The 21,357-nt window shown below is 72.1% G+C and carries 16 protein-coding genes; 3 read left to right on the top strand and 13 right to left on the bottom strand.

What is annotated here, in order from left to right:
* Positions 1-199: 199 nt before the first annotated feature.
* On the bottom strand, positions 200-1,315 hold the full coding sequence (locus tag ACIBH3_RS32695) for an ADP-ribosylglycohydrolase family protein (protein ID WP_396315739.1): 1,116 nt from the start codon (positions 1,313-1,315) through the stop codon (positions 200-202).
* Between the two features lie 291 nt (positions 1,316-1,606).
* The gene (locus ACIBH3_RS32690; RefSeq protein WP_396315738.1) at positions 1,607-4,192 is read right to left on the bottom strand and encodes a bifunctional FO biosynthesis protein CofGH; all 2,586 of its coding nucleotides are present in this window, start codon (positions 4,190-4,192) and stop codon (positions 1,607-1,609) included.
* Between the two features lie 181 nt (positions 4,193-4,373).
* On the opposite strand from ACIBH3_RS32690, the gene ACIBH3_RS32685 reads away from it, so the two are divergent.
* The 3 genes from ACIBH3_RS32685 to ACIBH3_RS32675 all read left to right on the top strand — a co-directional run bounded on the left by ACIBH3_RS32685 (position 4,374) and on the right by ACIBH3_RS32675 (position 7,578).
* On the top strand, positions 4,374-5,627 hold the full coding sequence (locus ACIBH3_RS32685) for an outer membrane lipoprotein carrier protein LolA (protein WP_396315737.1): 1,254 nt from the start codon (positions 4,374-4,376) through the stop codon (positions 5,625-5,627).
* An 84-nt stretch (positions 5,628-5,711) separates the two neighbouring features.
* Positions 5,712-6,641 carry an ABC transporter ATP-binding protein gene (locus tag ACIBH3_RS32680; protein WP_396315740.1) on the top strand — a complete coding sequence of 310 codons (930 nt, stop codon included), beginning with the start codon at positions 5,712-5,714 and terminating at the stop codon, positions 6,639-6,641.
* Positions 6,628-7,578: an ABC transporter permease gene (locus ACIBH3_RS32675; protein WP_396315736.1), complete on the top strand. Its 951-nt coding sequence runs from the start codon at positions 6,628-6,630 to the stop codon at positions 7,576-7,578. Before ACIBH3_RS32680 ends, ACIBH3_RS32675 begins: the two co-directional genes overlap by 14 nt.
* Here the strand turns inward: ACIBH3_RS32675 and rarD are convergent.
* From rarD to nuoI, 11 genes are all read right to left on the bottom strand, one after another.
* Complete coding sequence (rarD, locus tag ACIBH3_RS32670) at positions 7,568-8,602, bottom strand: EamA family transporter RarD (protein WP_396315735.1); 1,035 nt, start codon at positions 8,600-8,602, stop codon at positions 7,568-7,570. The genes ACIBH3_RS32675 and rarD overlap by 11 nt on opposite strands.
* A 243-nt stretch (positions 8,603-8,845) precedes the next feature.
* On the bottom strand, positions 8,846-9,979 hold the full coding sequence (locus ACIBH3_RS32665; RefSeq protein ID WP_396315734.1) for a 2-oxoacid:ferredoxin oxidoreductase subunit beta: 1,134 nt from the start codon (positions 9,977-9,979) through the stop codon (positions 8,846-8,848).
* Entirely contained in the window at positions 9,972-11,945 is a 1,974-nt protein-coding gene (locus tag ACIBH3_RS32660; RefSeq protein ID WP_396315733.1) for a 2-oxoacid:acceptor oxidoreductase subunit alpha, read from the bottom strand. Before ACIBH3_RS32660 ends, ACIBH3_RS32665 begins: the two co-directional genes overlap by 8 nt.
* A gap of 233 nt (positions 11,946-12,178) precedes the next feature.
* Positions 12,179-12,841, bottom strand: a complete 663-nt coding sequence (locus tag ACIBH3_RS32655) for a LuxR C-terminal-related transcriptional regulator (RefSeq protein ID WP_396315732.1) — start codon at positions 12,839-12,841, stop codon at positions 12,179-12,181.
* Between the two features lie 212 nt (positions 12,842-13,053).
* Entirely contained in the window at positions 13,054-14,064 is a 1,011-nt protein-coding gene (locus tag ACIBH3_RS32650; protein WP_396315731.1) for a polyprenyl synthetase family protein, read from the bottom strand.
* A 353-nt stretch (positions 14,065-14,417) separates the two neighbouring features.
* Positions 14,418-16,049 (bottom strand): NADH-quinone oxidoreductase subunit NuoN, encoded by a 1,632-nt coding sequence (gene nuoN, locus ACIBH3_RS32645; RefSeq protein ID WP_396315730.1) that lies wholly within the window; start codon positions 16,047-16,049, stop codon positions 14,418-14,420.
* Positions 16,046-17,677, bottom strand: a complete 1,632-nt coding sequence (locus ACIBH3_RS32640; RefSeq protein ID WP_396315729.1) for an NADH-quinone oxidoreductase subunit M — start codon at positions 17,675-17,677, stop codon at positions 16,046-16,048. Before ACIBH3_RS32640 ends, nuoN begins: the two co-directional genes overlap by 4 nt.
* 34 nt (positions 17,678-17,711) lie before the next feature.
* Positions 17,712-19,607: an NADH-quinone oxidoreductase subunit L gene (gene nuoL, locus ACIBH3_RS32635; protein ID WP_396315728.1), complete on the bottom strand. Its 1,896-nt coding sequence runs from the start codon at positions 19,605-19,607 to the stop codon at positions 17,712-17,714.
* A 14-nt stretch (positions 19,608-19,621) separates the two neighbouring features.
* A complete protein-coding gene (nuoK, locus tag ACIBH3_RS32630; protein ID WP_209412994.1) occupies positions 19,622-19,921 on the bottom strand; it encodes an NADH-quinone oxidoreductase subunit NuoK in 300 nt (99 codons plus the stop codon).
* The gene (locus ACIBH3_RS32625) at positions 19,918-20,766 is read right to left on the bottom strand and encodes an NADH-quinone oxidoreductase subunit J (RefSeq protein WP_396315727.1); all 849 of its coding nucleotides are present in this window, start codon (positions 20,764-20,766) and stop codon (positions 19,918-19,920) included. The genes nuoK and ACIBH3_RS32625 overlap by 4 nt, the downstream gene beginning before the upstream one ends.
* The gene (gene nuoI, locus ACIBH3_RS32620; protein ID WP_396315726.1) at positions 20,763-21,353 is read right to left on the bottom strand and encodes an NADH-quinone oxidoreductase subunit NuoI; all 591 of its coding nucleotides are present in this window, start codon (positions 21,351-21,353) and stop codon (positions 20,763-20,765) included. The genes ACIBH3_RS32625 and nuoI overlap by 4 nt, the downstream gene beginning before the upstream one ends.
* Positions 21,354-21,357 lie beyond the last annotated feature (4 nt).

Here is a 21,357-nt window from a genome sequence, read left to right as displayed (position 1 = left end):
GCGCCTCGGGCGCCCCGGGTCGGGACCTGGGGGGGGGGGCCCCCTCCCCCCGCCCGTTGGGGGGGCGGGGGCGGTGGGGCCCCGCCCCCCCCCCCGGGGCCCCCCCCCCCCGCGGGGGGGCCCACCGCCCGCCCCGCAGGCCCCGCCCCTCCCCCGCCTCGCAGCCCCCGCCCCTCCCCCGTGAGGCCGGCGCCGCCGGCTAGCGCAGCACCGGATACCGCGCCGCCCAGGCCGCCCCCTCCCCGGCGTCCTGGCCGTGCAGCTCCGGCCCGTGCATCAGTTCCAGTACGAAATCGTCGGCGAGCTCCAGCACCGCCCCCCGGCCCTCCAGTGCCGCCACCAGCGCCGGCGGCAGGGCCGTGTCCCCGTGCAGCGCGCCGAGCAGGTTGCCGCAGATCGCCCCCGTCGAGTCGCTGTCCCCGGAGTGGTTGACGGCCAGCAGCAGGCCGGACCGCACGTCGTGCGCCACCAGCGCGCAGTACACGCCGATGGCCAGTGCCTCCTCCGCGACCCAGCCCTCCCCCAGCGCCTCGACCCGCTCCGCCGAGGGCTCGCCGGCCCGTACCGCGTCCAGGGCGCCGCGCAGTGCCGCAGTGGTCTCCTCGTGCGAGGGGCGCTCGGAGAGCAGCGCGAGGGCCAGGTGCACGCCCTCCTCCAGGGTGCCGCCGCGGGCGACGGTGTGGACTATGACCGCGAGCGCGCCGGCCGAGAGGTAGCCGGTGGGGTGGCCGTGCGTCAGCACCGAGCACTCCACGGCCAGCTGGAACACCAGGCCCGGCTCCCAGGAGGTCAGCAGGCCGAACGGCGCGGCCCGCATCACCGTGCCGCAGCCCTTGGAGTGCGGGTTCTTGGGCGCGTCCAGGGTGCCGAGCCGGTCCGCGTCCGGTCCGGAGAGACCGGACAGGCAGGCCTGCCCCGGCGCGCGCTGGGCGTACAGCCACTCCTCGCGGCCCAGCCAGCCGAGGTCCGCCCGGCGCTCGTCCGGGCCCCAGTCGCGCTGGGTGGCGGCCCAGCGCAGGTACGCCAGGTGGATGTCGGTGGGCGGGTGCCAACTGCCGGTGTCGCGGCGGACGTGGGCGCGGATCAGCCCGTCGACGGTGAACAGGGACATCTGGGTGTCGTCGGTGATCGCACCGAGCCGCCCGTACGCGGGGACGTAGCCGCTCACGCCCTGCGGACCGTGCACGGCCCGGATCTTCTCCAGCGACTCGAACTCGACACCGGCGCCGAGCGCGTCGCCGATCGCCCCGCCGAGCAGACAGCCCCGCACCCGGCTGCGGAAGTCCTGCTGCTGCGCGCGTGACCACAGTGGCATCACGGGTCGGTGCCTTTCGTCCGGGGTTCGGGGCCGAGTCGGGGCCGCGCCCGACCACCGATCGCGCGCCCCCGCACTGTATTCGAATAACCCCGAAGCCCGGTCGCTTCCCTCGAACACCAGCTCTTCAACAAGTTGTTGCTACGGCGTCGCGCCAGGCCCATGACCCGCCACCCGGCACTCCATGGCGTCCGCGCCATGACCGCCGACCGCGACCTGCGCAGCCGGCTGCCGGTGGGCTGACGCCGCGTCTCCCGGATGGTCGGGCGGGGCGGCGCGGCGGCTGACGGGCTACTCGAGCACCGGCAGCAGCTCGGGCAGGTGCCCGTCCGAGGCCAGCGCGGCGGCGCGGCGCTCGGCCGGCACCTCGCCGTAGGTGGTGGTGCGCTGGCGGTGCGGGCGGCCGGCGGCCTCGGCGATGGCCGCCAGGTCGCGGATCGACTTGTGGCTGCCGTACGCGGAGCCGGCCATCCGGGAGATGGTCTCCTCCATCAGCGTGCCGCCGAGGTCGTTGGCGCCCGAGCTGAGCATCTCGGCCGCGCCCTCGGCGCCCAGCTTCACCCAGCTGGTCTGGATGTTGGGGATGTGGGTGTGCAGCAGCAGCCGGGCCATCGCGACCACCGCCCGGTTGTCCCGGGTGGTTGGGCCAGGACGGGCGATCCCGGCGAGGTAGACCGGCGCGTTGGTGTGGATGAAGGGGAGGGTCACGAACTCCGTGAAGCCGCCGGTGCGCTGCTGGATCCCGGCGAGCAGCCGCAGGTGGCCGAGCCAGTGCGCGGGGGTGTCCACATGGCCGTACATCATCGTGGACGAGGAGCGGATGCCCAGCTCGTGCGCGGTGCTGACCACCTCCACCCAGGTCGCGGCCGGCAGCTTGCCCTTGGTGAGCACCCAGCGGACCTCGTCGTCCAGGATCTCGGCGGCCGTACCGGGGATGGTGTCCAGGCCCGCCTCCTTGGCCTGCTGGAGCCAGTCCCGGATGGAGAGCCCGGTGCGGGTGGCTCCGTTGACCACCTCCATCGGGGAGAAGGCGTGCACGTGCATCCCGGGCACCCGGTCCTTCACCGCGCGCGCGATGTCGAAGTAGGCCGTGCCGGGCAGGTCGGGGTGGATCCCGCCCTGCATGCAGACCTCCGTCGCGCCGACCTCCCAGGCCTGCGCGGCCCGGTCGGCGACCTGCTGCAACGACAGGGTGTAGGCGTCGGCGTCGGTCCGGCGCTGGGCGAAGGCGCAGAACCGGCAGCCGGTGTAGCAGACGTTGGTGAAGTTGATGTTCCTGGTGACGCAGTAGGTGACGGTGTCGCCCACCGCGTCCCGGCGGACGTCGTCGGCGATCCGGCAGAGCGCGTCCAGGGCCGGGCCGTCGGCGTGGAACAGGGCCAGCGCCTGGTCGTCGTCGAGCTTCGTCGGGTCGTCCGCCGCCACCGCCAGCGCCGCCCGGACGTCGCCCGGCAGCCGCTCGGGCGCGGCACCGGGCAGCCGCTCGCGCAGCGACTCCCAGTCCCCGTACACGTCGTCGAAGTCGGCCCGGCGATCGCCGGTACGGCCCTCGGTGTCGATGGTGCGGTGCAGGTCGGTCCGGCCGTAGGAGGCGGGCAGGTCCTCGGGCTCCTGCCAGGGGCGGCCCGTCGGCACGGCGTCCTCACGGGCCAGGCCCGTGCCCGGCTCGGCCAGCGCCCGCACGTGCGGCAGCACCCGCGGGTCCAGCCAGGGCTCACCGCGCCGGACGTACTCCGGGTAGATCGCGAGGCGCTCGCGCATCCGGAAGCCCGCGGCGGCGGACTGCTCGGCCAGGCGCTCGATCTGCGGCCAGGGACGCTCGGGGTTCACATGGTCCGGCGTCAGCGGCGACACCCCGCCCCAGTCGTCGACACCCGCGCCGATCAGGCGCGCGTACTCGCCGTCCACCAGGTTCGGCGGCGCCTGGAGGCAGGCGGCCGGGCCCATCACGTGCCGCGCGACGGCGACGGTGGCGACCAGCTCGTCCAGCTCCGCGTCCGGCATGCCGCGCATCGCGGTGTCCGGCTTGGCGCGGAAGTTCTGCAGGATCAGCTCCTGGATGCCGTGGTACGCCCGCGCGACGCGGCGCAGGGCGAACAGCGACTGCGCCCGCTCCTCGTACGTCTCGCCGATGCCGATCAGCAGCCCGCTGGTGAACGGCACCGAGCTCCGCCCGGCGTCCTCCAGCACCCGAAGCCGGACGGCCGGCTCCTTGTCCGGCGAGCCGTGGTGCGGGCCGCCCGGCTCGCTCCACAGCCGGGTCGCGGTGGTCTCCAGCATCATGCCCATGGACGCCGAGACCGGCTTGAGCCGCTGGAAGTCCGTCCAGCTCAGCACCCCGGGGTTGAGGTGGGGCAGCAGGCCGGTCTCCTCCAGGATGCGGATCGACATCGCCCGGACGTACGCGACGGTGTCGTCGTAGCCGTGCGCGTCCAGCCACTCGCGGGCCTCGGGCCAACGGTCCTCCGGCTTGTCGCCGAGCGTGATCAGCGCTTCCTTGCAGCCCAGCGCGGCGCCGCGGCGGGCGACGTCCAGCACCTCGTCGGGCGACATGAACATCCCGTGTCCGGCCCGGCGCAGCTTGCCGGGGACGGTGGCGAAGGTGCAGTAGTGGCACTTGTCCCGGCAGAGCCTGGTGAGCGGGATGAAGACGCTCTTGGAGTAGGTGATGACCCCGGGCCGGCCGGCCGCCTCCAGGCCGGCGTCGCGGACCCTGGCCGCACTCGCGCACAGGTCCTTCAGGTCCTCGCCGCGGGCCTGGAGGAGCACCGCCGCCTCGGCCACGTCGAGGGCGACCCCGTCGCGTGCTCTGCGCAGGGCACGCCTCATCCCGTTGGCGGTGGGGGCGGGCTGGTGCGGGGCGTCCGTTGCGTCCATGGCGGCGACGATACGCCAGCCGTCAGTCTCCAGGACTAGGCAACCCTGAGGACGGCTCAGGGTCGTCCACCCCGTCAGAGGTACTCACATATGGACCTGGAGAGCGATGACCCGGCGGCCCGGACGGCTTCTAATGGACCAGGGACGAGCGATCGGCCAGAGCGATGGAGGGGTTGGAACGATGACGGACGACACGACGACCGACGAGTACCAGGGCGGCACACCGTACCGGTCCGGGCGGCGCAGGGCGGTGCGCGTGCTGGTGCCCGCCGCAGTGGCCGCACTGGTGGCCGCCGGTGTCGGCCTGGTGCCGGCCCTGGCCGCCGACTCCGCGCCGAGCCTGCCGACGGTGACGGCGGAGCAGCTGGTGGCGAAGGCGCTCGGCTCCCAGACGCAGACGCTCTCCGGCACGGTGCAGATCTCCACCGACCTGGGTGTGCCCGCCCAGCTGCTGGGCGCGGCCGGCGGGATCGGCGGCGGGCCGGGCGCGGGCGGGGGCGGGGCGAGGGGCGGCTCCTCGGCCGCGCCCGAGGCGAAGCTCACCGAGCTGCTCGGCGGGGACCACACCCTCCGGGTGGCGGTGGACGGGCCGGACCGCCAGCGGATCGGGCTGATCGAGAAGCTGGCCGAGTACGAGCTGGTCCACAACGGCGACCAGGTCTGGGCGTGGGACAGCTCGACCAACGAGGCGGTGCACCTGACGGCCCCGCAGGGCGGCGCCGGCCAGCACCGGGCGCCGCTGACGGGCGTGCCGACGACGCCGCAGGAGGCCGCGCGGCAGTTCCTCGCGCTGAGCTCCGGCACCACCGAGGTGACGGTCGACGGTACGGCGAACGTCGCGGGCCGCAGGGCGTACCAGCTGAGTGTGAAGCCCGCGCAGGCCGGCTCGACGATCGGTGAGGTGCGGATCGCGGTGGACGCGGACAACGGAGTGCCGCTGGCCGTGGTGGTGAAGGCCGCGAGCGGCGGCGGCACGGTCTTCGACGCGCACTTCAAGGACGTGTCGTTCGCCAGGCCCGACGCCAAGACCTTCGAATTCAGCGCGCCGAAGGGCGCCAAGGTCACTGAGCGCCAGGCCGACGCCGCGAAGGCCGCGAAGGCGGCAGAGGCCGCGGGCGCCGCGGCGGACGAGGCCCGTAAGGGCGGCCCGGCTGCCAAGGGCCCGATGGGCGACGTCAACGTGGTCGGCGAGGGCTGGACGAGCGTCCTGAGCACCAGGCTGCCCGACGAGGCCGCCGCGCCCGCCAGGGGCAAGCAGGGCGGCGAGGGCAGGGGCATGAGCGTGCAGTCGCTGGCCAAGGGGCTCGGCAAGCCTGTCGACGGCGGTTCGCTGATCAGCACCAAGGTGCTGAACGTGCTGATCACCGACGACGGCCGGGTGTTCGCCGGCGCGGTGACGCTGCCGGTACTGCAGAGTGCGGCCGGGGTGAAGTAGGTGACCAAGGCTCCCGTCACGGAGCCCTCGGGGGGCCGGGCCGCGCAGACGCGCCCGGCCCCCTCGGGCCTCTCCGATCACGTCATTCACACCCGTGGGCTGACCAAGCGCTTCCGGGGCGGCCAGCTCGCCGTCGACGGGCTGGACCTGACGGTGCCCCGGGGCAGCGTCTTCGGCTTCCTCGGGCCGAACGGCTCGGGCAAGACCACCACCATCCGGATGCTGATGGGCCTGATCGCCCCGACCTCGGGCATGGCGGCGGTGCTCGGTGAGCCGATGCCGCAGTCCGTCGGCACCGTGCTGCCCAGAGTCGGCGCCCTGATCGAGGGCCCGGCGCTGTACGGCTTCCTCTCCGGGCGCGACAACCTCGCCAGGTACGACTCCGCCGACCCGACGGCGGACCCGCACACCCGGGCCCGGCGGGTCGCCGAGGCACTGGACCGGGTCGGGCTGACGGCCGCCGCCGGCAAGAAGGCGCGGGCGTACTCCCTCGGCATGAAGCAGCGGCTCGGCCTGGCGGCCGCCCTGTTGCAGCCGCGCGAGCTGCTGGTGCTGGACGAGCCGACCAACGGGCTCGACCCGCAGGGCATGCGGGAGATCCGGGCGCTGGTGCGGGAGGTCGCGGCGGAGGGCACCACGGTGTTCCTCTCCTCCCACCTGCTGGACGAGATCGAGCAGGTCTGCTCGCACGCCGCGGTGATGTCGCGCGGCCGGCTGCTGGTCCAGGGCACGGTGGCCGAGCTGGCCGCCCGGGCGCAGGGCCGGCTGGTGGTCCGCACCCCGGACGTCGAGGAGGCGGCGGCCGTGCTGGCCGCCCATCAGGTGGCGGACGTACGGGCCGGCGACGGCCGGGTGGACGCCGATGCGGGCCAGAACGCCGACGAGGCACTGCCGAAGCTGTGCGCCGCACTGGTCGAGGCCGGAGTGCGGGTGCGCGGTTTCGGGGTGGAGCGCGGCACGTTGGAGGACGCCTTCGTGGCGCTGACCGGAGAGGGCTTCGATGTCGCAGGCTGAGGTGGTCCGGGGCGAGACGGGCCCGCCGAAAGCGGGCCAGGGCGAGACGGGCCAGGGCGGGACGGGCCGGGCCCCGGCGGCCCAGGTGTCCGAGGGCGGGCGGCGGTCGCAGGGCGTGGCCGGTTTCGCGGCGCTGTTCCGTAGCGAGCTGGGGCTGACCTTCCGGCGGGTCCGGACGATCGCGCTGCTGGGCATCCTGGCGGTGCTGCCGGTGCTGATCGGCACGGTTATCAAGATCGAGACCGACGGCTCCTCCGGCGGCGAGGGCCCCGCCTTCATCGCCCAGGTGACCCAGAACGGTCTGTTCCTGGTCTTCACCGCACTGGCCGTCGCCCTGCCGGTCTTCCTGCCGATGACGGTCGGCGTGGTCGCGGGTGACTCGATCGCGGGCGAGGCGAGCACCGGCACGCTGCGCTACCTGCTCGTCGCCCCGGCCGGGCGGACGAGGCTGCTGGCGGCCAAGTTCGCGGCCGGGCTCGCGTTCTGCCTGGCGGCGACGATGACGGTGGCCCTGGCCGCGCTGGCCACCGGGGCGGCGCTGTTCCCGCTCGGCGAGGTCACCCTGATCTCGGGCGACACCATCGGGCTGGGTTCGGCGCTGCTGCGGGCGGCGCTGGTCGCGGCGGTGGTGGCGGCCTCGCTCGCCGGGCTGGTGGCGATCGGGCTGTTCGTCTCCACGCTGACCGGCAGCGGGATCGCGGCGATGGCGACGACGGTCGGCCTGGTGATCACCGTGCAGATCCTGGACAGCTTCCCGCAGCTGCACGCGATCCAGCCGTTCCTGTTCACCCACCACTGGCTGAGCTTCGGCGATCTGCTGCGGCAGCCGATGTACTGGGACGGAGTGCTGGAGAACCTCGGTCTGCAGGCGATCTACGTGGCGGTGTTCGGCTCCGCCGCGTGGTCCCGCTTCACCAGCCGGGACATCACGTCGTGACGGGCGCGGCCGGCTCCGCGGCCGCGTCGGCCGGTGCCTGAGCCTGCGGCCGGGCCGCAGGCCCGGGCTGGGGCTCGGGCTGCGTCCGCGCCCGGAGGGCGGGCTCGGTGAGCACCCGGTCGGCCCGCAGGCGGCGCAGCGCGTCCCAGGTGAGGACGGCGAGGGCGGCCCAGACGAGTGCGAAGCCGGCCCAGCGGGCGGGCGGCATCGACTCGTGGAAGACCGCGATGCCGATCAGGAACTGGAACACCGGCGCCAGGTACTGCAGCAGCCCCAGCATGGTCAGCGGCACCCGGACGGCCGCCGCACCGAAGCAGAGCAGCGGGATCGCCGTGATCACTCCGCTGAGCATCAGCAGCCCGGAGTGCCCCAGCCCGTACGACCCCGCGACGGTGTGGCCGAAGGTGCCCTGGCCGCGCACGGCGAGGTAGATCAGGTACCCCAGCGCGAAGGGGAACATGAAGGCGCTCTCCATCGCGAGGCTCTCCAGCCCGCTCAGCCCGACCTTCTTCTTCAGCAGGCCGTAGGTGGCGAAGGAGAGGGCCAGCGTCAGCGCGATCCAGGGCAGCCGGCCGTAGCCGATGGTGAGGACGGCCACCGCCAGGGCGCCGATGCCGACCGCCGCCCACTGGGCGGATCGCAGCCGCTCGTGCAGCAGGAGGACGCCGAACGCGATGGTCACCAGCGGGTTGATGAAGTACCCGAGGCTGGTCTCGACGACGTGCCCTGCGTTCACGCCCCAGATGTAGACGCCCCAGTTGACCGAGATGACGGCGGCCGCGGCGCCGGACATCGCGAGCCGGCGGGGCTGGCGCAGCAGCGGTCGTATCCAGCCCCAGTGCCGCTGGACGAGCAGCATCAGGGCGACGGCCACCAGCGACCAGACCATCCGGTTAGCGAGGATGTCGTCCGCGGCGGCGGGCTCCAGCAGCGGCCAGAACAGCGGGAACAGGCCCCACATCCCGTATGCCGCCACGCCTGACCAGAAGCCTCTCGCGGCCTCCTGCTGGGATGTCTCTGGCATGCCGGCCTGCCCTCCGCGCGCACGTGTGTCCAGCCGACGGTAGCGGGCAAAGAGGAGGATGTCATCTCCGTATTCGGATTTTGGTCATGACAGGCCCAGGATGCCCGCACACCGAGCCGGGGACGCCGAGCCGCGGAACAGCGGCGCCTGCACCGGAACCACGCCCGGTGGGGCACCGCCGGAGGCCGGGTCGGGCCGAACGCCCAGCCGCCCGAACGCCCGCCCAGGCACCCGCCCAGGCGCCTAGCCCGTCACCGTCCAGGTGTCGCTGCCGCCGATCAGCGTGGCGAGGTCGCCCGGGCCGTGCTGCTCGGTCGCGGTGGCCAGCTGCTCGGCCATCAAGGTGTCGTACACCGGCCGGGACACGCTGCGCAGCACCCCGATCGGCGTGTGGTGCAGGGTGTCCGCGTCCGCGATCCGGGAGAGCGCGAAGGCGGTGGCCGGGCCGGCCGCGTGGGCGTCGTGGACCAGTACGGCGGCCTCGTTCCCGGCCGTCACCGGCGCCACCCTCAGGTCGCCGGAGTCCTGGTCGCGGAAGACCCCCTGCCCGCGGTCGGCGCCGAAGCGGATCGGCTGACCGTGCTCCAGCCGGATCAGCGCCTCGTCGCGGGTGCCGGGCTCCTTGAGCACCTCGAAGGCGCCGTCGTTGAAGATGTTGCAGTTCTGGTAGATCTCCACCAGCGCCGTGCCCTCGTGCTCGGCCGCGGCCCGCAGGACGGACTGCAGGTGCTGGCGGTCGGAGTCGATGGTGCGGGCGACGAAGGTGGCCTCGGCGCCCAGCGCCAGCGAGAGCGGGTTGAACGGCGCGTCCAGCGAGCCCATCGGCGTGGACTTGGTGATCTTGCCGAGCTCGCTGGTCGGCGAGTACTGGCCCTTGGTCAGCCCGTAGATCCGGTTGTTGAACAGCAGGATCTTGAGATTGACGTTCCGGCGCAGCGCGTGGATCAGGTGGTTGCCGCCGATCGAGAGCGCGTCCCCGTCGCCCGTGACCACCCAGACGCTGAGGTCGGGCCGGGAGGAGGCCAGGCCGGTGGCGATCGCCGGGGCACGGCCGTGGATCGAGTGCATCCCGTAGGTGTTCATGTAGTACGGGAAGCGCGAGGAGCAGCCGATACCGGAGACGAAGACGGTGTTCTCCCGCCTGATCCCCAGCTCCGGCATGAAGGCCTGCACCGCCGCCAGGATGGCGTAGTCCCCGCAGCCGGGGCACCAGCGGACCTCCTGGTCGGTCTTGAAGTCCCTGAGGGTCTGCGGCGCGTCGGCCTTGGGCACCAGCCCCAGCGAACGGAAGCCGCCGGCCGCCGAACCGCCGGTCGTCGAACCGCCCGTCACCGAAGTGCCGGTCGTCGAACCGCCGGTCGTCGAACGCTCAGTCATCGCTCTCATCCCCATCCAGCGTCCCGATCGCCGCCCACAGCACGTCGGCCAGCTGCGCGGCCTTGAAGGGCAGTCCGCGCACCTGGTTGTAGGACTGCGCGTCCACCAGGTACTTCGCCCGGAGCAGCAGTGCCAGCTGTCCGAGGTTCATCTCCGGCACGATCACCCGCTCGTACCTCTTCAGCACCGCGCCCAGGTTCGCGGGGAAGGGGTTGAGGTTGCGCAGGTGCGCCTGGGCGATGTGCCCGCCGTCCGCCCGTACCCGCCGGACGGCCGCGGTGATCGGCCCGTACGTCGAACCCCAGCCCAGCACCAGCACCCGGGCCTCGCCGGAGGGGTCGTCAACCTCGGCCGGCCGCACGGCGATGCCGTCCACCTTGGCCTGCCGGGTGCGCACCATGAAGTCGTGGTTGGCGGGGTCGTAGGAGATGTTGCCGGTGCCGTCCTGCTTCTCGATGCCGCCGATCCGGTGCTCCAGGCCCGGGGTGCCGGGGATCGCCCAGGGGCGGGCCAGCGTCTGCGGATCGCGCTTGTACGGCCAGAACGCCTCGGTGCCGTCGTCCAGGGTGTGGTTCGGGCCCTCGGCGAACGCGGGCGTGATCTCGGGCAGTTCGTCGACCGCGGGGATCCGCCAGGGCTCGGAGCCGTTGGCCAGGTAGCCGTCCGAGAGCAACAGGACGGGGGTCCGGTAGGTGACGGCGATCCGGGCGGCCTCCAGGGCCGCGTCGAAGCACTCGGCGGGTGTGGCGGGGGCGACGATCGGCACCGGCGCCTCGCCGTTGCGGCCGAACATCGCCTGGAGCAGGTCGGCCTGCTCGGTCTTGGTCGGCAGGCCGGTGGACGGGCCGCCGCGCTGGATGTCGAGCACCAGCAGCGGGAGTTCGAGCGAGACGGCCAGCCCGATCGTCTCGGACTTCAGTGCCACCCCCGGGCCCGAGGTGGTGGTGACCCCGAGCGAGCCGCCGAAGGCCGCGCCCAGCGCGGCGCCGATACCGGCGATCTCGTCCTCCGCCTGGAAGGTCCGGACGCCGAAGTTCTTGTGCCGGCTCAGCTCGTGCAGGATGTCCGAGGCCGGGGTGATCGGGTACGAGCCGAGGTAGAGCGGCAGCCCGGAGCGCTGGGAGGCCGCGATCAGGCCGTAGGAGAGCGCCAGGTTGCCCGAGATGTTGCGGTAGGTGCCCGGTGGCAGCTTGGCCGGCGAGATCTCGTAGGAGACCGCGAAATCCTCGGTGGTCTCGCCGAAGTTCCAGCCGGCCCGGAAGGCGCTGATGTTGGCCTCGGCGATCTGCGGCTTCTTGGCGAACTTGGTGCGCAGGAAGGCCTCGGTGCCGCGGGTCGGCCGGTGGTACATCCAGGAGAGCAGGCCCAGGGCGAACATGTTCTTGGCCCGTTCGGCGTCCTTGCGGGCCAGGCCGCTGTCCTTGAGGGCCTCCAGGGTCAGCGTGGTCAGCGGCACCTTGTGCAGGTGGTACGCCTCCAGCGAGCCGTCGGTCAGCGGGTCGGCCGGGTAGCCGACCTTGGAGATCGCCCGTTTGGTGAACTCGTCCGTGTTGACGATGATCTCGGCGCCGCGCGGCAGGTCGGCGAGGTTGGCCTTGAGGGCTGCGGGGTTCATGGCGACCAGGACGTTCGGTGCGTCGCCGGGGGTCAGAATGTCATGATCGGCAAAGTGCAGCTGGAAACTGGAGACACCCGGCAGTGTCCCCGCGGGCGCCCTGATCTCGGCGGGGAAGTTCGGCAGCGTGGAGAGGTCGTTGCCGAAGGACGCGGTCTCCGAGGTGAACCGGTCACCAGTGAGCTGCATACCGTCACCGGAGTCGCCGGCGAACCTGATGATCACCCGGTCCAGGCGTCTGATCGGCTTGGCATGCCTGGGCTGAGGGCCTCCCGACGGGGCGGGACCGGACCGGCCCTCGTTCCCGTCCGAGCCGTCCACTGCCTCTGACTGATCGACCTGACTGGTCACTGCCGCGGACCTCCTCGTGGGCAGCAGCCGCGGGCGTGAGCCGTGTGCCCCGTCCGCCTGGTGCACCTCTCGCATCCTATGCGTGAAGGGATTGCGTTGGACGGAACTGCGGCATGCGGCGAGAAGTGCCTCCCCGGTGTCTGTATTTGCACGGAAACCGCAGCAGCCCCACCGGTCACGGGGCTCCCGGGGCCGGCCGGAACCGGCCCTCCGGGAGGGCCCGACGAGCCGACCTAGGAGTTCAGGTACGTCAGCACGGCCAGCACCCGCCGGTGGTCCTCCGGGCTCTGGGCCAGGCCCAGCTTGAGGAAGATGTTGCTGACGTGCTTCTCCACCGCGCCGTGCGAGACCACCAGCTGCTTGGCCACCGCGGTGTTGGTCCGGCCCTCCGCCATCAGGCCGAGCACCTCGCGCTCGCGCGGGGTCAGGCCCGCCAGCACGTCACTCTTCCGGCTGCGGCTGAGCAGCTGCTGCACCACCTCCGGGTCCAGCGCCGTGCCGCCCTCGGCGACCCGGACCACGGCGTCCACGAACTCGCGCACCTCCGCGACCCGGTCCTTGAGCAGGTAGCCGACGCCGCGGGTGGAGCCGGCCAGCAGCTCGGAGGCGTAGCGCTCCTCGACGTACTGCGAGAGCACCAGCACCCCCACCGAGGGGTGGAGGCCGCGCAGCGTCACGCAGGCCCGGACGCCCTCATCGGTGTGGGTGGGCGGCATCCGCACGTCGGCGACCACCACGTCCGGCAGGGTGCCGGCCGCGCCCAGGTCGTGGATGGTCTTGAGCAGGGCCTCGCCGTCCCCGACCCCCGCCACGACCTCCAGGCCGCGGTCGGTGAGCAGCCTGGTCAGGCCCTCCCGCAGCAGTACGGAGTCCTCGGCGATGACAACGCGAAGCATGGTGGCCTTCCGGCTGGCGGTCCCAACTGACCGCCTCAGTCTCCCCCATGACGTCGGCTCCCGGACCGCAAATCGGCACGGCCTCCCGGCCTCCTGGCCGCCCGGACCGCCCCTGACCCGCCCCGAGCGCGCAGCGGCCGGCCCGAGGACCGCGCCCGAACGGCGCGGGCAGGCCGGCCGACCGACCACCCGGCGGACCATCAGGCCCGCGCTCACATGGTGCGGATGGCCACCGCGTCGCACAGGCCCTGCAGGGCCGCCTTGGCCGGGCAGTCCGGCAGCGAGGCGAGCAGCGCCCGGGCCTCCTCCGCGTAGCGCAGCGTCTCCCGGCGGGCGTGCTCCAGCGCGGGGTGCTTGCGCAGCAGGCGCAGCGCCTCGGCGTGCAGGGTGTCGTCGGCGAGGTCGAGCTCCAGCAGCTCGCGCAGCCGGACGTCGGCCGGGTCGTCCTGGTCCGCCGGCATCTGCTGGAGCAGCAGGATCGGCAGCGTCGGGACGCCCTCGCGCAGGTCGGTGCCGGGGGTCTTGCCGGACTCGTGCCCGTCGCTGGCGATGTCCAGGACGTCGTCGGCCAGCTGGAAGGCGGTGCCCATCCGCTCGCCGTACTGGGTGAGGATGTCGACCATCCACGGCTCGGCGCCGGCCATCAGTGAGCCGAAGCGGCAGGAGACGGCGACCAGCGAGCCGGTCTTGCCCGCGATCACGTCGAGGTAGTGCCGCAGCGGGTCGTCCTCGGGCCCGGGCCCTGCCGTCTCCAGGATCTGACCCGTCACCAGCCGCTCGAAGGCGTCGGCCTGGAGCCGGACGGCCTCCGGGCCGAGCTCGGCGAGCACCTGGGAGGCGCGCGAGAAGAGGAAGTCGCCGGTGAGGATCGCGACGGAGTTGTCCCAGCGGGAGTTGGCGCTGGGAGCGCCACGCCGCACGGGGGCCTCGTCCATGACGTCGTCGTGGTAGAGCGTCGCGAGGTGGGTCAGCTCGACGACCACGGCGGCCGGCACGACGCCCGGGGCGTACGGGTCGCCGAACTGCGCGGCCAGCATCACCAGGAGGGGGCGGAAGCGCTTGCCGCCGGCCTCGATGAGGTGGCTGGCGGTGATGGTGATGAACGGTACGTCGCTCTTGACGGTCTCGGCGAGGGCGGCTTCGACCGCGTCCATCCCCGCCTGGACGTCGCGGGTCAGATCGCGGTCCTGCACGCTGAGCCCGAAGGGTCCCACGACGGTCACGAAGACCACTCCTGTCCCTGGTCGATCTAGCGGCCCGGTCCCTGAGTGCCGCCGCTGGCCATACAGGCAGGGTATCCGGTCACGAGTGGATCACTGCACGGGCGTGCGGGTCCTGTCCTGATCGGGCGGATACCGCAGGTCACACCTGGGCGAGCAGGACCGGCAGCTTGTCCGCGCCCGGTGCGCGGAGCGGTGCGGCGACGTCCTGCGGGTCGCCGGTGGACCGGCGCGCGGAGTGCGACCGCGGTGGCGGCGACCAGGGCGTCCACGGCGTCGGACGTCCCGGTCAGGCGCAGGGCCCGGCCGGGGTCCGGGCCCATCCGGGGCCCGGACCTCCGATCGACTGCCACGCGCTAGCGGACGAACGGCGAGACCTTCGTCGCCAGGTCCAGGAAGTACTGCGGGAGCAGGCCCAGGCCCAGGGTCACCAGTACGCCGAAACCGATCGCGGTGGCGGTCATCGGGCTGGGGATGGCCACGGAGGGGCCGCCGGGCTGCGGGTCGGAGAAGAACATCAGCACGATCACCCGGATGTAGAAGAACGCGGCGATCGCCGAACTCAGCACACCGACGATGACCAGCGGCGTGGCGCCCCCGGCCGCGGCGGCCTGGAAGACCGCGAACTTCCCGGTGAAGCCCGAGGTCAGCGGGATGCCGGCGAAGGCCAGCAGGAAGAGCGCGAAGACCCCCGCCAGCAGCGGCGAGCGCCGGCCCAGGCCCGCCCAGCTGGAGAGGTGGGTCGCCTCCCCCTTGGAGTCGCGCACCAGGGTGACCACGGCGAACGCGCCGAGGGTGACGAAGGAGTACGCGAGCAGGTAGAAGAGCACCGCGCTCAGGCCCTGCCGGGTGGTCGCGATGACACCGGTGAGGATGAACCCGGCGTGCGCGATCGAGGAGTACGCCAGCAGCCGCTTCACGTCCTGCTGGGTGACGGCCATGACCGCGCCGACCACCATGGTCAGGATCGCCACGCCCCACATGACCGGCCGCCAGTCCCAGCGCAGGCCGGGGAAGGCCACGTAGAACAGCCGCAGCAGGGCTCCGAAGGCCGCGACCTTGGTGGCCGCCGCCATGAAGCCGGTGACGGGGGTCGGCGCACCCTGGTAGACGTCCGGGGTCCAGGCCTGGAACGGCACCGCGCCGACCTTGAAGAGCAGGCCGACCGAGAGCATCGCGAGGCCGATCAGCAGCAGCGCGTCGTTCTGCGTGGTGCTCAGCAGCGCCGGGGTGGCGGGGGCGACGCCGGAGATGACGTCCGCGATGTCGCCGAGCCGCACGCTGCCCGCGTAGCCGTACAGCAGGGCGGTGCCGAACAGGAAGAAGGCCGAGGCGAAGGCGCCGAGCAGGAAGTACTTGACGGCGGCCTCCTGGGAGAGCAGCCGCCGGCGCCGGGCCAGCGCGCAGAGCAGGTAGAGCGGGAGGGAGAGGACCTCCAGCGCCACGAACATGGTCAGCAGGTCGTTGGCGGCCGGGAAGAGCAGCATCCCGCCGACCGCGAACATGGTGAGCGGGAAGACCTCGGTGGTGGCGAAGCCCGCCCGGGTGGCGTCCCGCTCCTGCTCGCCGCCGGGCGTGGCGGCGGCCTGCGGGGCGAAGGGGTCGACCGGGACCCCGCCGACGCGCGGCTCCAGCCGGCGCTCGGCGTAGGTGAGCACGGCGACCACCGCGACCAGCAGGATGGTGCCCTGGAGGAACAGCGCGGGGCCGTCCAGCGCGACGGCGCCCATGGCCAGCAGGTCGACCTTGGTCGAGCCGTACCCCTGGGAGGCGAGCACGATCACCGCGACGAAGGCGCCGGCCAGGCCGAGCAGCGCGATGGCGATCTGCGTCCAGTACCGGTACTTCCGGGGCAGGAAGGCCTCGGCGAGGATGCCGACGACGGCGGCGCCGAAGACCACCAGCATCGGGGAGAGCTGGCCGTACTCGACGTGCGGCGCGGGGATGCTGGGACTGTTGCCGCCGGCGGCGGCGAGCCACTGGCTCACTTCTGCTCACCTCCTGAGGTGGCGGCGACCGGGTGGGCCGGCGCCGGGTCGGTCCGGTGGACCTGGGAGAGGGTGGCGTCCACCGCCGGGTTGACGATGTCGGTGAGCGGCTTCGGGTACACGCCGAGCAGGATGGTCAGCGCCACCAGCGGTGCGACCACGGCGAGTTCGCGCGCCTTGAGGTCCGGCATGCCGCGCACGCCCTCCCTGACCGGCCCGGTCATCGTGCGCTGGTAGAGCACCAGGACGTACAGCGCGGCCAGCACGATGCCGAAGGTGGCGATGATGCCGATCGTCGGGTAGCGGGTGAACGTGCCGACCAGGACCAGGAACTCGCTGACGAAGGGGGCGAGGCCGGGCAGCGACAGGGTCGCCAGACCGCCGATCAGGAACGTTCCGGCGAGCACCGGCGCGACCTTCTGCACCCCGCCGTAGTCGGCGATCAGCCGCGAGCCGCGCCGCGTGATCAGGAAGCCGGCCAGCAGCATCAGCAGCGCGGTGGAGATGCCGTGGTTGACCATGTAGAGGGTCGCGCCGCTCTGGCCCTGGCTGGTCATCGCGAAGATGCCCATGATGATGAAGCCGAAGTGCGAGATCGACGCGTACGCGACCAGCCGCTTGATGTCCTTCTGGCCGACGGCCAGCAGGGCGCCGTAGATGATGCCGATCACCGACAGGACCAGGATCGCCGGCGCGAAGGTCTTGGACGCGTCCGGGAACAGGCCGAGACAGAACCGGAGCATCGCGAAGGTGCCGACCTTGTCGACGACCGCGGTGATCAGTACGGCGGTGCCGGCGGTGGACTCGCCCATCGCGTTCGGCAGCCAGGTGTGCAGCGGCCAGAGCGGCGCCTTGACGGCGAAGGCGAAGAAGAAGCCCAGGAAGAGCGCGTTCTCGGCCGGGCCGCTGAAGGTGAGCTTGCCGTCGGCGATCGCGGAGGTGAGCGTCGGCAGGTCGAAGGTGGCGAAGCCCTGCTGCTGGGCGATCACGTACATCCCGATCACGGCGGCCAGCATGATCAGCCCGCCGAGCAGGTTGTAGAGCAGGAACTTCACCGCCGCGTAACTGCGCTGGCGGGCCGAGTCCGCACCGCCGGCCCGGTCGCCGAAGCCGCCGATCAGGAAGTACATCGGGATCAGCATGGCTTCGAAGAAGACGTAGAACACGAAGACGTCGGTGGCCAGGAAGGACACGATGACCATCGCCTCGACGGCGAGGATCAGCGCGAAGTAGGCCTGGGTGCGGCGCCGGCGCTCGAAGGTGTCGGGATCGGCCGCGCCGTCGGCGCCCGGGGCCGGGTCGGCGTCCTGCCAGGAGGCGAGCATCACCGCCGGGACGAGGACGGCGGTCAGCAGGACCAGCACGGTGGCGATGCCGTCCGCGCCGAGCGAGAAGCTGATCCCGAACGAGCGGATCCAGCTGTGGGACTCGGTCAGCTGGTAGCGCGCCCCGTCCGGCGCGAACCGGGCGGCGATCACCGCGGCCAGCGCCAGCGTGGCGCCGGCGACACCCAGCGCGGTCCATTTGGCCGTGCGCCGGCGGGCCTCGCTCGTCCCGGCGGGCAGCGCCGCGGTGAGCACGGCACCGGCCGCCGGGACGGCGCAGGTGGCACTGAGCAGGTAGCTCATGGCCGTACCTCCCTGCTCGTGTAGTGACTACCCATCAGACCGACCTCATCAGGAGAGTGGTGGCGACCAGCACCAGCGTGCCGCCGAACATGGAGAGCGCGTACGAGCGGACGTAGCCGTTCTGCACCCTGCGCAGTCGGCTGGAGATGCCGCCGATGGTGGCGGCGAGGCCGTTGACGAAGCCGTCCAGGCCCTTGCTGTCGAGGAAGACCAGCGCCGCGGTGAGGGCCGAGCCCGGGCGGACCAGCACGGCGTGGTTGAAGTCGTCCTGGAGCAGGTCCCGGCGGGCGGCGCGGGTCAGGGCGGAGCCGACCGGGGGGACGACGGGGATCGGCGAGCGGCCGTACATCAGGTACGACAGGCCGACGCCCGCCAGCATGCAGACCACCGTGAGCAGGGTGACGACCGCCGGGGTGAGCGGGGAGTCGCCCTCGGAGAAGCCGGTGATCGGCTCCAGCCAGTCCACGAATGAGTTGTTGAAGGCGAAGATCGCACCCGCGAAGACCGAGCCGACGGCCAGCACGACCATCGGCAGCGTCATGGTCGTCGGCGACTCGTGCGGGTGCGGCTCGTGACCGTGCTCGTCCGTCTTCCAGCGCTTCTCGCCGAAGAAGGTCAGCAGCATCACCCGGGTCATGTAGAACGCGGTGACGGCGGCGCCGATCAGCGTGCAGGCGCCGAGGATCCAGCCCTCGGTGCCGCCCTTGGCGAAGGCCGCTTCGATGATCCTGTCCTTGGAGAAGAAGCCGGACAGGCCGGGGAAGCCGATGATCGCCAGGTAGCCGAGGCCGAAGGTGACGAAGGTGATCGGCATGTACTTGCGCAGGCCGCCGTAGTGACGCATGTTCACCTCGTCGTCCATGCCGTGCATGACCGACCCGGCGCCCAGGAACAGCCCGGCCTTGAAGAAGCCGTGCGTCACCAGGTGCATGATCGCGAACGCGTAGCCGATCGGGCCCAGGCCCGCCGCCAGCACCATGTAGCCGATCTGCGACATGGTCGAGCCGGCCAGCGCCTTCTTGATGTCGTCCTTGGCACAACCGACGATCGCACCGAAGAGCAGCGTGACGGCTCCGACCACCACCACGGCGGTCTGGGCTTCCGGCGCCAGGTTGAAGATCGACGCCGAGCGGGTGATCAGGTAGACGCCGGCGGTCACCATGGTGGCCGCGTGGATCAGGGCGGAGACCGGGGTCGGGCCCTCCATGGCGTCCCCGAGCCAGGACTGCAACGGCACCTGGGCGGACTTGCCGCAGGCCGCGAGCAGCAGCATCAGGGCGATCGCCGTCAGCTTGCCCTCGCTCGCCTGCGAGGCGGCGCCGAAGACCGGTCCGAAGGCGAAGCTGCCGAACTCGGCGAACATCAGCATGATCGCGATCGACAGGCCGACATCGCCGACCCGGTTGACCAGGAACGCCTTCTTCGCGGCGGTGGCCGCGCTCGGCTTGTGCTGCCAGAAGCCGATCAGCAGGTACGAGGCGAGGCCCACGCCCTCCCAGCCGACGTACAGCAGCAGGTAGTTGTCCGCGAGCACCAGCAGCAGCATGGCGGCCAGGAACAGGTTGAGGTACCCGAAGAAGCGGCGGCGGCGCTCGTCGTCGGCCATGTAACCCACCGAGTAGAGGTGGATCAGCGTGCCGACACCGGTGATCAGCAGGACGAAGGTGATCGACAGCTGGTCGAGCCGGAAGGCCACGTCGGCCTGGAAGCCGTTCACCGGGATCCAGCTGTACAGCTCGACCCCGATCGGGCGCTGGTCGACGTCGCGGCCGAGCATCTGCGCGAACAGCGTCAGCCCGAAGGCGAAGGAGAGCGCGGCCAGCGCCGTGCCCACCCAGTGACCGAAGCGGTCCAGGTGGCGGCCGCCGAGCAGCAGCAGGGCAGCACCGGCCAGCGGAGCCGCCACGAGCAGCGGAATGAGAGAGTTCACCGTGGGCCCTCCGCCTACAGCTTCATCAGGTTGCTGTCATCGACCGAAGCCGAGTGCCTGGTCCGGAAGATGGACACGATGATGGCGAGGCCGACCACGACCTCGGCCGCCGCGACCACCATGGTGAAGAACGCGATGATCTGGCCGTCCAGGTTGCCGTGCAGCCGGGAGAAGGTGACCAGCGCCAGGTTCGAGGCGTTGAGCATCAGCTCGACGCACATGAACAGCACGATCGCGTTGCGCCGGATCAGCACGCCACTGGCGCCGATGGTGAACAACAGGGCCGACAGGTAGAGGTAGTTGACGGGGTTCACGCCGAGTCCCCCTCGTGGTTCGGGACCTTCTCCAGAGCCTTGCGCGGCTGTGCCGTCACCGGCCGCGCGGACGGCGGGCGGCCCAGCCAGTCGGCGGTGCTCTCCTCCAGCTCGGCCATCTTCTCCAGCATCTCCTGGCTGACATCGCGGATCTGGCCGCGCTCGCGCAGCGTGCCCATCACCGAGTCCTCGGCGATGGCGCCGTCCGGCAGCAGACCGGGGATGTCCACGGCGTTGTGCCGCGCGTACACCCCGGGCGCCGGCAGCGGCGGCACCTGCACGTTGTCCCTGACCCGCCGTGCGGCCAGCTCGCGCTGGGTGCTCGGGGCCTTCACGTGCTCGCGGTGGGTGAGCACCATGGCGCCGATCGCGGCGGTGATCAGCAGCGCGCCGGTGACCTCGAAGGCCCAGACGTACTTGGTGAAGATCAGCCGGGCCAGCCCCTGGACGTTGCCCTCGGCGTTGGCGTCCGACAGCCCGGTGAAGTGGTCCAGCTTGGCGTTGGCGATGCCCGCGACCAGCAGCACCCCGAAGCCCAGGCCGCACAGGGCGGCGGCGACCCGCTGGCCCTTCAGCTGCTCCTTCAGCGAGTCCGCCGAGGTGACGCCGACCAGCATCACCACGAAGAGGAACAGCATCATGATCGCGCCGGTGTAGACGACGATCTGCACGACGCCCAGGAACACCGCGCCCTGCGCCATGTAACAGACCGCCAGGGCCAGCATGGTGGCGGCCAGGCAGAGCGCGCTGTGCACCGCCTTGCGCATCAGCAGCATGCCCAGCGCGCCGCCGACGGCGATCACGGCGAGCACCCAGAACTGCACGGCCTCTCCGGTGGAGGTCATGACTGCGCCTCCTTCTCCCGGCTGGTCCGCTCCTGCTGAACCGTGCCCGGCGCCGCCGCGGTGATCTCGCCCCGGTAGTACGCGCCCTCGTCGGCGCCCGGGAAGATCGAGTGCGGGGAGTCGACCATGCCCTCGGAGAGGCCGACCAGCAGCTGCTCCTTGGTGAAGATCAGGTCCTTGCGCGAGGAGTCCGCCAGCTCGTACTCGTTGGTCATGGTCAGCGCCCGGGTCGGGCAGGCCTCGATGCACAGGCCGCACAGGATGCAGCGGGCGTAGTTGATCTGGTACACCGCGCCGTAGCGCTCACCGGGCGAGTAGCGCTCCTCGTCGGTGTTGTCGGCGCCCTCGACGTAGATGGCGTCGGCCGGGCAGGCCCAGGCGCACAGCTCGCAGCCGATGCACTTCTCCAGGCCGTCCGGGTGCCGGTTGAGCTGGTGGCGGCCGTGGAAGCGGGGAGCGGTCGGCTTCTTCTGCTCCGGGTACTGCTCGGTGAGCCGCTTCTTGAACATGGCCTTGAAGGTCACGCCGAAGCCTGCGGCGGGGCCGAGCACCGACGGCTTGTCAGTCTTGTCCGAGGACGATGACATGGCG

Origin of the sequence: Kitasatospora sp. NPDC050543 (genome assembly GCF_044457565.1) — a bacterium.
GTDB lineage: Bacteria > Actinomycetota > Actinomycetes > Streptomycetales > Streptomycetaceae > Kitasatospora.
Note: the sequence above shows the minus strand (reverse complement) of the source record. Positions and strands in the feature narration are given on the sequence as shown.